We start from the raw sequence: 13,370 nt of genomic DNA, 5'->3' as shown, positions 1-13,370 counted from the left end.
GTACTGTGCACACCTCCTCCCGGCCAGAATTAAGGGAATATGATGGTTAACATTTCATTAATTCTTTTGCCATACGTGTGGTCTTTCAGTGTACGTTCAAGTCCACGAAGTGCAATCTCACGGCGTTCCTTTTCATGAGTAAGATAATATTCCACTTTGTCGAGTAACTCCTGCGGCGAGGAATATGTCTCAATCTCCACACCCGGTTTGTAGAAACGCGCAATGTCATCCCGGGCGTCGGTCAGCTGTAGCGTCGTGGACGCGGCAATTTCAAACGTTCTCGGGTTCGGTGAAGCTGGCGCGATTTTGAGGTGATTATTATTGACGGAATCATCTTCGTGGGATCGATGCAGGTTGATGACAATTTTGGTGCCATTGTACACATCATTGGTCTCCGGCGGACTCATCCAGCGCCCGAGCTCAATCTTCTCGCCATAGGCAGTATAGTCAGGCAGACGGTCCCACCAGATTCCGTTAAATACCGTATTGTGTGACATCAACTGAGGCATGATCGGATTGAAGAAGTATACCCGGTTCCAGTAGGCCGAGCCGATAAAGCTGACATCCCGTTTTAACGGGGAAGGAGTTGTAATCGGAAAGTAATGATTAGTGAATGCGGCAAAAGGGAGGTAGTGAACGGACGCGCAGCCGATCTGTCGATATAGATCGATACAGTTCAGTTCCAACGTGAAGACATGGTCAAAATGTGTCACAATATCCAGCGTCATATCTGTATAGTACGGGTCATCCGTGAGCCAGATCGCCGTCTGAATGCCCGCTTGGCGAATCGCATCGATATGCTCGATGGGGATATCCATTCCATCCAGCACAAGCACAAGATCAGGACGCGTCTGCAGTGCAATTTCAGAAACCGGTTGACGCGGATCAGAGAGGGTTACTTGAGCTACCATACCCTGTAGCGTGGCCATAATGGCCTCATCCAACGGGGAGTAAGGGAAGCCTTTACCCGAGGATACATACAGCACGTGAAGCTGTCGGAAAGGCAACGGTTCCTGTGCACAATTCACTATATAGTTGGCGCGACCGCGCAGATATCCTTCTTCTTTACCTGCGTCATATCCGGCATGTTGCCCATTTTTGCGTGCTTGATCAGCCAGGCTCAGTACGGGTGCATGAACCTTTTTGGTTTTACGGTGTTTGAGAGACATACCGCCACTCCTTTATTTTTTGGGATAGTGTTCTTGTTGATGCTGCACTTCAGACGGGGATTACAAATGTTCCAGCAACTGACCGATCCGGCGAGTGAATGTATGCTGGTTCATCGTGGTAAGAAGTCCACGCCACGCCATCGCCTGTCGTTCTTCTTCATGCTTCAGATAATAGTGGATTTTGCGCTGAAGTTCTGCTGCGTTGGTGAACGTCTCGATGTCATATCCCGGCTTATAATAACGAGGTAAATCTGCACGTGAATCCGTAATCTGCATTGTGCCGCATGCGCTGATCTCATACGTGCGTGGATTAATTGAGTGACCTTCAAGATGATGTGTATTGCGATTGTCTTCCCCATTCTCGCAAGTCCGGTGAATGTTAATGACAATCTTGGCGCCATTGTAATAATCTACTGTCTCTCCAGGAGCAATCCATCCTTCGTGGATGAAACGGCCTAGTACATCATAGCGTGTCAACCGATTCCACTGGCTACCAGCAATGAATACCTTTTTGTCCGCTAGAAAAGGGGCCAGCTCATCAAACAAGGCAATCCGGTTCCAGAATCCGGTACCGATAAAACAAATGTCGTGCTGATGCTGCGGTGCGGCGCGCCGCGGTTGAAACATGCCTGGATTCACCGCGAGTGGCATATAGATGACCTGGTTCGCTCCATGTCCCAGATAGAAGGGTACGGCGGCCTCTTCATGCGTGAACACGACATCATAGTGCTGGCAAAGGGACGTTGTATCTTCGGTGAAATACGGATCATCCACAAACCACACGGCAGTTCGGATACCGAGTGCACGTATGCCATTCACCTGCTCTACATGATCTGCGGGAAATACATGCAGACCATTCATAACGAGAACAACATCGGGCCGATGCTGACTGGCTTCCTGCAACATCGCTGCTGGCGATCCAACAACGCATTCACGTACAGATTGCTGCAGAGCCAAGGTGACACCTTCATCGATGGCATCGAATCCTTGCGGGATATATAACACCTTCATGTCCCGCAGGGTCGGTTCAAACATCTGCACCCGCTCCATCATGGCTTGACAGCCGCCAAATCTGCGGCCTTCTGCATATCCGCCGCGGTAAGCCGTTTCCGCTTCGGTCAGCGGACGGTGCCTTCGTTTTGCCACATTATTCACCCTGTCTTCCTTCAGGAGATCTCACTTCCAGACTCTCCCCGAGATTGGTCTTCCCTCTAAAGGATATGCCTCGGGGTCAGATGCATCATGGACGGGTGTCCTGCAAGGCGCAAAATTGGCGCATGCCCTCCACATCCGCCTGTACGGGCATGTCCGCTTTTGCGGCGATGCAAATAGCCCGGAGGGATCTGTCCCCCCGGGCTAACATCATTTGTTAGAGGATGTTCAAAAAGTCCGCTTTTGATTACGAAGGATGCCTATCGGCATCACCAACATCGAATATGAAATTCAGCCGAAATGTCCGTTGCTCACGTAGTCTTCCCTACGCTCTGCTACTCCATTTCTAGCTTCATCCCATCTTCTCGGTACTGAAAACCGGTCTTTTTGAACTGGCACTGTTAGTAGGTATCATTCCATGCAGGAATAATCCGGTCTAATCGGTTACTGTGCTTTGTAAGCCAGCTGATGTCCGTCCTCGAATCCCTTGGCGAAACCCGCGTTGAATCCCTCGTTGTACGCCTCGTTGTATCCCTGGCTGTACGCACCGTCCGGGTTCGGATCGGTAGGGGTAGCCGGGACGACTGGTTGTACGGGCTTTGGACTCCGGTGCCGCCGTACCGCACGTTTCTTTTTTTTGAGCCACGCACTGCGTCCTTTAAGTGGGCGTTTGTGAAGAACACGTTTGGCTCTGAGCGCACGCAGTTTGCGAATTTTGCGCAGACGGGCTCCACGGATTAACAAAGCTCTTTTGGTTCTCAGTCGTATTTTCTTTTTCTTTAACATGTCAACATTCCTCCTGTATGTCCCGAACGATACGAATTGCACACCCGGGGTCTTTGAGCCACGGCAAGCCAGGCTCCCCATGCTGGATTCGGGCCAGCCTGATTCCCGTAACCATACGAGACATTTCTGCCTGATAGCGACTCAGCAAACGAATGTTTTCGGCCAGACTGCGGGCGGATACTTCCGAATGAGCGGTTACACTGGCTACACTGTCCAGAATGCGTGCCAGCGCCTGCTGACTGTGTGCAATGGATTCAATGAGCGCCAGTTTGGCTTCCTGCTCACGCCGCATCAGACTCATTTTCCCATGTCTCCCAGATCCATGCCGCCAAACATGCCGCCGTCCATACCGCCGCCATCTTCGCTATCGTTCTGCACCATCACCGCTTTGAGATTGTTGCACAGTCCGGTCTCCATCCGGGTTAATCCTTCCAGCAATTCCACCAGCTGATCATGCATTTTGAGCGGCTCGCCTACCTGATCCCCATGCGTCAGAAAGGTATCCCCATTCAAATGATTCAGCGTCCAGTTCCGTACCTTCTCGGCCTCAATCGCTTTTGCCTCCAGGATCAGGGCAATATTCCACTGCATTTTGGCTGCTGCGTCCAGCATCAGAATGAGGCTCTGTTCTCTACTCATGTTCCTTCACCCGCCTTCCGGGCTTATTCTTCTTCTTGAACCGCGATCTCCCGCATGACTTGGGTCAGCGTTTCGGCTACAGCCTCTTCCAGATCTGCAAGGCCCCCCAAGTAAGAGATAATGCTTTTGTTGATTTGCCCAGAGCTATCCAGCAGACCGTCAACGCCATCCAACTCCGGTTCGATATCTGGCAAATGATTGATGATTTCAGACATGCGTACAGCGACTTGGCGTTTGGCATCCAGCACACGTGCGATCTGCTGGTGAGAGTGTGCAATATGTGTGATGATTTCATCGATTTTGCTCTGCATGGTCCTCCTCCTTACCGTCACGGCCTGCTTCACCCATAGAAAAACCCGGCCTATCAGCATTTGCCTGTTACAGCATATGCCGGGCCGGGATCGTCAGTTACTACAGCTTGCGCCTATATCGTCAGATGACATAACTCCAGTCGGAAGAATATCGACTGAGGAATTGGCGAGTACGTTCCTGCTTGGGACGTACAAACACCTCCTCCGGGGTTCCTTCCTCCACAACGGAACCTCCATCCATGAAAACAACCCGATTTGCCACCTCACGGGCAAACCCCATTTCATGGGTGACTACAATCATGGTAATCCCCTCTTGAGAAATGGAGCGGATGACAGACAACACTTCTCCCACAAGCTCGGGGTCCAGCGCCGAGGTCGGTTCATCAAACAAAATCACTTCGGGATTCAGTGCCAATGCTCTGGCGATGCCCACCCGTTGCTGTTGTCCACCTGACAACATACTTGGATACTCATTGATTTTGGCAGACAGTCCGACTTGTTCAAGCACACGCAAGGCACGCGTGCGGGCATCGGATTTGGACATTTTCTGGGCAATAATTAAACCCTCCGTGACGTTATCCAGCACCGTCTTGTGTTTGAACAGATTATAATGCTGGAACACCATCGCCGTTTTTCGTCTCAGCTGCACAATGTCATGTTTGCGTGCATGCTTGCAATCGACGGTTAATCCACTGATCTGAACCTCGCCCTCATCGGCACGTTCCAGAAAATTGACACAGCGCAGCAGCGTTGTTTTACCTGATCCGCTCGGTCCAAGGATCGCTACGACATCGCCCTGTTCCACGGTCAGATCAATTCCCTTCAATACTTCCTGCTTGCCAAAAGTTTTGTGTATGTTGGTTAGTGTAATCATGACACGCCTCCTTTGCTGTACACGGCAACCCGACGCTCAAGCAGAGCAGTGATCCGCTCGGCAATGATGGTCAGCCCCCAATAGATGAACGCTGCGGCGATAAAGGCCTCCAGAAACTTCAGACTGACGGATGCCACCACATCCGCTTTACCGAGGATGTCCATCTGAGACACGGTAAAAGCGAGTGTTGATCCATGCAGGAACCCAACAAACATACTGCACAGGTTAGGCAATACAGCCCCGATCGCTTGAGGGATGATGATGCGCCTTAAAGCCTGGAATGTGCTCATGCCTACAGCGTGAGCCGCCTCCATCTGGCCGATATCCACAGCAAGAATGCCTGAACGGATAATCTCGGACATATAGGCGCCCGCAGTGAGTGAGAAAGCAATCAGTACAAATACGAGAATTGGAATCGACGAGGATTGGAAAGCCCAACCGTAACGTTCCGCCAGCTTATCGATAATCATCGGAATACCGTAATAGATGAGGAATAGATGCATCAACATCGGTGTTCCACGCAGGAATGAAACGTAGAACTCAGCAATGCGGTGAATCCACCGCACGCGATAGATACGGATCAGAGCCGTAGCCAGACCGATTCCGAACCCTGCAATCAACGGAACAATCGTAATGACAAGTGTCAGTGGCAATGCCTTCAGGATTTGAAAAAAAGATGTATAGATAAACTGGAGATCAATCGACATATGCTCACCCCGCTATTCGTTTCAGTGAGAGTTCAAAAAGTCTGGTTTTCAGTACCGAGAAGATGCCGCCAGGCATGATTCGTAATCAAAAGCGGACTTTTTGAACAACCTCTTTCAGGCGTTTGGCTCGAATTGCCGGTTTGTGTACAACTCTCTTGCGTTCATGACGCTGGAGTCTGCGTTCTGCAAAGGCAAATCCTTTTTCAAGAACAATAACAATGACATAATAGACCACAGACAGACTGATATACACTTCAAGTGCATGCGATGTAGCCGAAATTAACGTCTGCCCTCTGCCCACCATATCCATGACACCAATGGAGAAGGCCAGAGACGTATCCTTTAATGAACCGATTAACGTGTTAGCCATGTTCGGAAAAGCAACAATCAGTGCCTGCGGAACAACAATCCGCCGAAAAGACTGGAATGTGGTCATACCCGCAGCATAGGCTGCTTCCGTCTGACCTTTATCCACACTGCGCACCGCTCCGCGAAAGATCTCGGCAAAGGACGCCGCATCACTAAGCGCATAGGTCACAATGACAAATAACAAAGGGTCGGTTCTCGACAGATCGATGCCAATGGGTTTGAGCAACTCGGGAAGTCCATAATACACCAGGAACAATTTGATCAGGATCGGTGTGCCCCGCATGAATGAGACGTACAGTGTAGCCAACTGGCTTAGTACCGGAATCCGATACAGCCGGGGAACGGCCAGAAGCACGCCGCCCACCAGTCCGAGCACGATGGAACCACCCAGTACAATCAGTGTTATATGCAAATATCGTAGCAGTTCCGGGATGAAATCCAGAACCAATGACAGATCAAATGATTTTCCCATTACCGCTGCACACCTTTCTAGACTACTCTTCAACCGTATAGTCAGCTCCAAGCCACTCTGTGCTCAGTTTGCCTAACGTTCCATCTTCTTTGATCGCTTTGAGCGCTTCGTCCACTTTGGTTTTGAGCTCCTGCTCATCTTTGTTCAGAATGAAGTATACTTTGGAGTTGGAGAGGGCATCTCCTACCGTTTTCAGCTGAGCATCAACCGCCTTATTCTGATAATCAATGGCAAACTGCGTGCTGATGGTGGCATCCACCCGGCCTGTTTTGATCTGGGTAATGGTATCCTCACCCGCTCCGGAATAAACGATATCAATCCCGTTGCCGTTCGCTGCATTCCATTTCTCAGCAAGTACAGCCGCATTACTTGTAGCACCAACAATCAGTTTTTTCCCTTTGAGATCCTCAATCGATTTTACTTCCTCATTTTTCTGACTTACGACAATTTTATTTGGAAAAATATTATAGGCTTCATCATTAAACAGGAACTTGGCCTGTCTCTCATCATTGACTTCCATCTGGTGAGCGATCAGGTCAATTTTTTTTGTTTCCAGACTCAGCAGCAGATTTTTAAAATCCATCGTGCTGAATTCGAATTCATATTCAGGCAAACGTTTGTCGATCTCCCGGATCAGTTCCACATCATAACCTGTTAACTTGCCATTCTCATCAATGAAGCAGACATTTGGGAACTGTGTACCTGTTCCTACAATGATCTTTTTCACTTTGGTGTCGCCTGCTGCCGAAGCAGATTCTGAATCATTACTTGCAGTTCCTGTGCTGCATCCAGCCAGTACCGCCAGCATTGTAATGAACAGCAGTGCTGTCCGGAATTTTTGAATCCCCCGTTTTTTAACCATTCCCAATCTCCTCCACAGGCTGTTATCACAGCAAATATGATGTGTGCTCCCATTCCTCTTCCTGTTAACAAACCATTCTTACTTGTATAGTCGGAATTAGGTTGAACAAAGAATATCATTACAAGTCATCTTAGGGCAATAACTAAACTAATAGGACATCCTGATATGGTTATAGGACTTCTCTATAGTACAAGAAAAAGCCATCCCCCATATCGATTGGCGGATGGCTTCTTCTTGTATGACTCTCACTGATTATACCATTTTGGCGGTGCATCACTTGGTGTGTACACTACTCATCTATCTGCGACTCGCCCATTTAATTTTACGTGCAACTTCCACTCGCTGTAATTGTAAGAGACCGATCCGTTCCTCGAACTTCTTGCGTTCGTCCATGGAATGAGCGGCATGAATCTGGTGGCACAGACCTGTCAGTTTGCTGTTGATGTAATCAAACCGTGTCCATAGTTCCTCTTCAGGTGTGCGTTGCTGCTCCGTCGCCGTCTGAAATATTTTGAGTTGGCGGATAAGGGATTGTTGCCATTCCTGATCCTGAATTTGGATGGCAAAATGCAAAAGATCCAGATAGTCATCAATTTGCAACGAAACGCCGCAATCAGATTTAGTGTTCATCGTCGTCTCTCCTTATTTCAGTACTTGGCTGGAATCCATTACTTCTATCTTACAGGAACAAGCCCACTGAAAGCGAGTACTGAACGATTAAATTTCGGGAAAATTTTTATTTTTTTATGTTAAAACAGCTTTACATTTCCATTAAGACCAATTTGGCAGGATATTGATATTGGTACATATGAAATTGGTAATAAAAAACCGCGTTAAGGAAAAAAGTGCTTTCCTCAAAACGGATTTTTCATCATTTTATATATAATATTAACACATATCAAATTAGTCATTTTTTCCATCTCGCTGCTGTCTGGTCATCAGTAACATGAGAAACGAGATGATGATAATGGAAACAGTCCATGCCCAAGCCATGGTCTGATTGCCCGAATCCACAGCGACATAGATTGCCGTGGGTACCGTTTGTGTTTTGCCCGGAATATTGCCTGCAATCATAAGTGTGGCTCCGAATTCACCGAGTGCACGGGCAAAGCCCAGGATGAAGGCGGTCATCAATGCTCTGCCTGCGAGCGGCAAGGAAATGTAACGAAAGACCTGCCACTCATTCGCCCCAATCGAACGACCCGCATCCTCCAGATCACGATCCACACCACTGAATCCCGATTTCATCGTCTGATACACCAGTGGAAAAGCAACCACCACCGAAGCAATCACCGCAGCCCACCAGGTGAAAATAACCGGTGCGGAGAATATGGCTTCAATCCATTGTCCAAACAGACTTTTACGCCCCAATATGACAAGTAACAGAAATCCAACCACCGTCGGAGGAAGGACTAGCGGCAGCATAAATGCCGTTTCCAGCAGAATCTTTCCCCGAAATGAAGAACGTGACATCTTCCAGGCTATCGCAATTCCGAGCACAGTGGCCACTACGCTGGATAATAACGCTACCTGAAGCGATAGGCGCACCGGTGACCAGAATACGGACCAGTCTATGGCGTTCACATTCATTCCGGAATTGTGAATCCGTATTTCGCGAAGATATCGAGCACTTCAGGGGTTTGTAAATACGCATAAAATTGTTCGGCCTCTGTACGGTGTTTGGTTCCTTCAATAATGCCTATTGGATAGTTGGCTGGTGTGTAGCTGTTCTTGTCCACCTCAAACGCAATTTTCACCTGATCCGAAGTAAGAGCATCCGTTTTATATACAAATCCTGCATCTGCATTACCCGTCTCTACATATTGAAGAACCTGTCTAACGTCTTTCCCCTGCACAAGCTTACTTTCCAGTTCATCCCACAGCTTGGCATTGGTCAGAGCTTCCTTGGCATAGGTTCCCGCAGGAACACTTTCCGGAATCCCAATGGCTACCGTCTTGATGGAGTCGCTGGTGAGATCCGTTTCACTGGTTACTGTGTGGGTCCCATCTGCTGGCACTATGGCCACCAGTGAATTCTGTAGCAGATTCTTCTGATCGCCCGATGCAATCAGGTTTTCATCCACTAGCGCATTCATATTTTTCGTTGCCGCCGATACAAAGACATCAGCCGGGGCACCCTGTTCAATCTGCTGTTGCAAGGCACCCGAGGCGCCAAAGTTAAAATTAAGTTCTATATAAGGATTAGCTAGCTCATAATTGGTTTCAATCTCTTTCATTGCATCGGTCAGACTGGCCGCCGCAGAGATCGTCAGATCTACCGTTTCCTGAGGATCGTTATTTCCTGCTGATGAACTTTCACCTGATGCCGCTGGCGTTGAGGTCGTTTGTTCTGCACCTGTGGATGTATCCGTAGTGCCCGTGTTTGCGCCGCAACCAGCCAATACAAGAGCCAGTCCCAGTGACATACTTCCCAACACATATCCGATTCTCTTTCTCATTCATTTCTCCCCCAACGTTATCTTTAGATATAACTAGTTATAATTGATTATATCTAATTATACACAAGACAAATAAAATGGGAAGGTGATTAAGATCACATTTGATTTTTGTTATCTGTCCTATGCGTTTATTGCGTGTTCTCAGGTTTATGGCATCCCTCAATTAATGATATAGTACAAGAAACATTCATAATAAAACCATAATTGCTCTATACCTTTGAAGGAGGATCTTCACTTATGACGGAGGAGCAATCCTACACAACCGAAGAAATATCCAAGCTGCTCAAAATATCGAAACTGACGGTCTATGACCTAATCAAAAAAGGAGACCTCGTCGCATACCGTGTAGGTAAACAAATGCGAATTGATGCAACCGATCTGGAGGCATATAAACGTCGCTCCAAGCAACTTCAGTCCTCAGGTCAGCGTATCCCGACTCCTCATCAGACCTCGGAATCAGGGACTCAGCCAAGTCCGGGTGATTTTCAGGGAACTTCCTTACAATCGACTACACCCGTTGGGTCTGCGCATGCGATTACTCCAGCGAGTTCTGCTCATGCAATGACTGCTGTACCACGGCATCTGGTCATAACAGGTCAGGATGTCAGTCTGGATATCCTAATGCGCCATATGGAAAAACAAACTCGGGACATTCGTCCGCTACGTTCGTTCATGGGTAGTCTGGATGGGCTTATCTCGATGTATCGCGGTGAGTCCGATCTGGTCAGCACCCATCTGCTCGACGGAGATACCGGTGAGTATAATCTGCCGTACATTCGCAAAATTCTGACAGGACGGTCCTATGTTGTGGTGAACCTGCTATCACGTCCTGCCGGACTGTACGTACAGCGTGGTAATCCGCAGAACTTACAGAATTGGACCGATCTGAGCAAGCCTGAGCTTCGACTCGCTAATCGGGAGATAGGTTCTGGCGCGCGAGTATTGCTGGATGAGCAACTTCGACTGCATGGAATTCCTGCCGCAGGTCTGATCGGATATGAAACCGAGGAAACCAGTCACATGGGCGTGGCTGCCAAAGTCAGTTCAGGCGAAGCTGATGTCGGAGTTGGCATTGAGAAAGCTGCACGACTTGTGGGACAGGTTGATTTTATCCCGCTCATTCAGGAACGTTATGATCTGGTCATGCTGAGGAAGCAAGGTAATGAAGCCTGGACAGAATCTGTACTGCGAATTCTCCAATCGCCGGAGTTCAGGCAGGAACTGCAATCATTCGAGGGATATGACGTATCCCGGACAGGTGAGATTTTGTACGAAGCATAGTTATACCAAATCTAGACAATAACAGCCCATGCTCAACGTGTATTACACATTACATCATGCATATACAAAACGCCTTGCAAGGGCTGCAAGGCGTTTTTGGTGTTTCTTTCTATATATAACGCATGATATCGATGAATGGATTGCTTAATGTGGCAAATCGATCTCAAAAATGAACACACCATACGCGGGCATGTTGATCTCATTCTGAAGTGTTGTACCTGACAGTAACTCTTTTGCTTGCTTCTTAAGCTTAATGGGGACTTGTTGATCCGAGTAGTTGAGTAAAAAGACATAAGCTTTATCCTTACCAGAACGGATACCAAGCTCAACTTCGGACGATACCTCTACCAGGTCACCCACAGGTGAAGATAGCTCTATTTCATCCAGGAGAGCATCTACGACCGGTTCATTGTAAGCCGCTCCATAATACCATACTTGCCCCTGACCTACCGTACGTTTGGTCAATGCAGGACTACCTGCATAATATTCGGATGTATACTCAGCCACAACCTGTACGTCAGCATGCTCCACATAAAGAACTTCGTTAAATCCGGCCGTTGACGTTCCCTCCTGAAGTCGCTCACTCGCCCCATTCCATTGCAGCTCAGCTGCTGGAATGGTTCCTTTGATTAAGGTAAAGTCCTCTACGGTTACACCACACAACTCAGCGACAGCCCCAGGGAACGGTCTCATATAACAATGCCCCCTGAGATCCTTATATCCAGTGCGCGCACCGAAAAACAGCGTGCCTCCTTGACTGACATAGGCTTGCAGAAGTTCTGCTGTCTCGTCTGTCATGATGGCCGGGTGAGCATAGATGATCACCTTATAATCGGATAACTCTTCCAGTGTTGTCGTTGGTTGCAGTGTAACCATGTCCGTCGGAATATGACGATACTGGAGCTGTTTATACCAGGAGCGTACACTCTGTTGCTGAAGCGGGCCGTGCCATTCATCCAACTCTCCATCCCAGATGTTATCGTAATCCTGTAGGATCGCAACATCGGCTTGATATGTAGTGCCCGCAATAACACGCCCGATCTTGGCAAACTCTTTCCCTACTTGTGCAACCTCGCGTACTCTTCTGTTGGGTTGATTATGGTAATCATTGATGCCATGCCAGTACATCTCGGTGCCAAATGTTGCTGTCCGCCAGCGGAAGTAGACGAGTAGATCTGTTCCGTGAAGAACAGATTGATACGACCATAATCGGATCTGGCCCGGTCTTGGCGTACCCATGCCTATACTGTCAACCCAGCCTCCTGGCCCAGACTGTTGTTCCATGACGCAGAAGTTCGGTGACATGTTACGTACGTTCGACAGTTTCATGCTCCAGGCCCGATCTTGTAATGAGTTATCGTCTGTCCCTGGGAAGATCGTGGCAAACTGCGGATACGAATCATAGGAGAAGAAATCCAACAGGTCTTCTGTCATTTCATGATTATCCAAATGTCCAAACGTACCATTTGTTGTGATCCAATGTTCAGGGTCCAATTCGCGAATAATGTCCACCTGAAGCTTGGCAAAAGAAATCGTATTGGCTGAGATAAATCTCTTCTCATCCAATGCCAAATGAGGATTTGGAGATTGGCTGACCATATTTCGGGTAAGGTGAACTTGCGCCCAGTCGGTATAGGTCTGACTCCAAAAAACAGTCCCCCATGCCTGGTTCAGATTCTCCAACGATTCATAACGATTCTTGAGCCATTCACGGAAGGAGACATGATCTGCCTCAGCATAGAAAACATCCATATGACAATTAAATTCATTATCAATCTGCCATCCAATAAGAGCCGGATGATCTTTATAGGCAATCACCATATTGCGCACGATTTTTTCACATTGCTGTCTGAAGATTGGGCTGCTGTAGTTGGTATGACGCCGCATGCCGTGTTGATACAATACCCCGTCCTTATTTGCGTTTAATACTTCAGGATATTTGGATGTTAACCACGCTGGTGGAGTTGCAGTAGGTGTTCCCAAAATAACACTTAAACCGTATTGATGCGCCAGATCCAATGCCTTCTGGAAAAAACTAAAATCGAACTGGTCTTCTTCCGGTTCAAAGATGGACCATGCAAATTCAGCCATCCGAATAACTGTGATATTCATCTCTTTCATTCTACGGAAATCGTCCTCCCACAACGCTTCCGACCAGTGCTCAGGGTAATAACAGACCCCCATTTTTAATTCATCCAATTGGATTGATTTTGCCACCTTTGATTGCCCCCTTAACCTGCCATATTGCCTCCATTCTATTGGAACCTTCACATATAATAAATGACAAGA

General features: G+C 48.0%; 15 protein-coding genes. 1 reads left to right on the top strand and 14 read right to left on the bottom strand.

Annotation, left to right across the window (positions count from 1 at the left end; translation table 11 throughout):
- Nucleotides 1–29: 29 nt before the first annotated feature.
- From MHI01_RS24770 to modA, 13 genes are all read right to left on the bottom strand, one after another.
- Nucleotides 30–1,169, bottom strand: a complete 1,140-nt coding sequence (locus MHI01_RS24770) for a CgeB family protein (protein ID WP_047841233.1) — start codon at nucleotides 1,167–1,169, stop codon at nucleotides 30–32.
- Between the two features lie 60 nt (nucleotides 1,170–1,229).
- On the bottom strand, nucleotides 1,230–2,324 hold the full coding sequence (locus tag MHI01_RS24765) for a CgeB family protein (protein WP_340984326.1): 1,095 nt from the start codon (nucleotides 2,322–2,324) through the stop codon (nucleotides 1,230–1,232).
- A gap of 441 nt (nucleotides 2,325–2,765) precedes the next feature.
- On the bottom strand, nucleotides 2,766–3,107 hold the full coding sequence (locus tag MHI01_RS24760; RefSeq protein ID WP_051446920.1) for a hypothetical protein: 342 nt from the start codon (nucleotides 3,105–3,107) through the stop codon (nucleotides 2,766–2,768).
- 1 nt (nucleotide 3,108) lies between these two features.
- A complete protein-coding gene (locus MHI01_RS24755) occupies nucleotides 3,109–3,408 on the bottom strand; it encodes a hypothetical protein (RefSeq protein WP_017692511.1) in 300 nt (99 codons plus the stop codon).
- Nucleotides 3,405–3,746, bottom strand: coding sequence for a hypothetical protein (locus MHI01_RS24750; RefSeq protein ID WP_017692510.1), 342 nt, complete (start codon nucleotides 3,744–3,746; stop codon nucleotides 3,405–3,407). Before MHI01_RS24750 ends, MHI01_RS24755 begins: the two co-directional genes overlap by 4 nt.
- A gap of 23 nt (nucleotides 3,747–3,769) precedes the next feature.
- Nucleotides 3,770–4,057: a hypothetical protein gene (locus tag MHI01_RS24745; RefSeq protein WP_017692509.1), complete on the bottom strand. Its 288-nt coding sequence runs from the start codon at nucleotides 4,055–4,057 to the stop codon at nucleotides 3,770–3,772.
- 121 nt (nucleotides 4,058–4,178) lie between these two features.
- The gene (locus MHI01_RS24740) at nucleotides 4,179–4,931 is read right to left on the bottom strand and encodes an amino acid ABC transporter ATP-binding protein (protein ID WP_340984325.1); all 753 of its coding nucleotides are present in this window, start codon (nucleotides 4,929–4,931) and stop codon (nucleotides 4,179–4,181) included.
- Nucleotides 4,928–5,638 carry an amino acid ABC transporter permease gene (locus MHI01_RS24735; RefSeq protein WP_076319761.1) on the bottom strand — a complete coding sequence of 237 codons (711 nt, stop codon included), beginning with the start codon at nucleotides 5,636–5,638 and terminating at the stop codon, nucleotides 4,928–4,930. The genes MHI01_RS24740 and MHI01_RS24735 overlap by 4 nt, the downstream gene beginning before the upstream one ends.
- Nucleotides 5,639–5,723: 85 nt before the next feature.
- A complete protein-coding gene (locus MHI01_RS24730; RefSeq protein WP_036605839.1) occupies nucleotides 5,724–6,479 on the bottom strand; it encodes an amino acid ABC transporter permease in 756 nt (251 codons plus the stop codon).
- A gap of 22 nt (nucleotides 6,480–6,501) precedes the next feature.
- The gene (locus MHI01_RS24725; protein WP_036673581.1) at nucleotides 6,502–7,323 is read right to left on the bottom strand and encodes a transporter substrate-binding domain-containing protein; all 822 of its coding nucleotides are present in this window, start codon (nucleotides 7,321–7,323) and stop codon (nucleotides 6,502–6,504) included.
- A gap of 315 nt (nucleotides 7,324–7,638) precedes the next feature.
- Complete coding sequence (locus tag MHI01_RS24720) at nucleotides 7,639–7,971, bottom strand: hypothetical protein (RefSeq protein ID WP_017692504.1); 333 nt, start codon at nucleotides 7,969–7,971, stop codon at nucleotides 7,639–7,641.
- A 273-nt stretch (nucleotides 7,972–8,244) separates the two neighbouring features.
- Nucleotides 8,245–8,931, bottom strand: a complete 687-nt coding sequence (modB, locus tag MHI01_RS24715) for a molybdate ABC transporter permease subunit (protein WP_083669918.1) — start codon at nucleotides 8,929–8,931, stop codon at nucleotides 8,245–8,247.
- A complete protein-coding gene (gene modA, locus MHI01_RS24710) occupies nucleotides 8,928–9,800 on the bottom strand; it encodes a molybdate ABC transporter substrate-binding protein (RefSeq protein WP_047841236.1) in 873 nt (290 codons plus the stop codon). Before modA ends, modB begins: the two co-directional genes overlap by 4 nt.
- Nucleotides 9,801–10,037: 237 nt before the next feature.
- On the opposite strand from modA, the gene MHI01_RS24705 reads away from it, so the two are divergent.
- Nucleotides 10,038–11,081 carry a substrate-binding domain-containing protein gene (locus tag MHI01_RS24705; RefSeq protein WP_076253278.1) on the top strand — a complete coding sequence of 348 codons (1,044 nt, stop codon included), beginning with the start codon at nucleotides 10,038–10,040 and terminating at the stop codon, nucleotides 11,079–11,081.
- A 144-nt stretch (nucleotides 11,082–11,225) separates the two neighbouring features.
- On the opposite strand, the gene MHI01_RS24700 is transcribed toward MHI01_RS24705, so the two are convergent.
- A complete protein-coding gene (locus MHI01_RS24700) occupies nucleotides 11,226–13,298 on the bottom strand; it encodes a beta-galactosidase (protein ID WP_340984324.1) in 2,073 nt (690 codons plus the stop codon).
- Nucleotides 13,299–13,370 lie beyond the last annotated feature (72 nt).

Source organism: Paenibacillus sp. FSL M7-0656 (assembly GCF_038003225.1).
Lineage (GTDB): Bacteria > Bacillota > Bacilli > Paenibacillales > Paenibacillaceae > Paenibacillus > Paenibacillus amylolyticus.
This window is presented reverse-complemented; position numbering and strand designations above follow the sequence as displayed.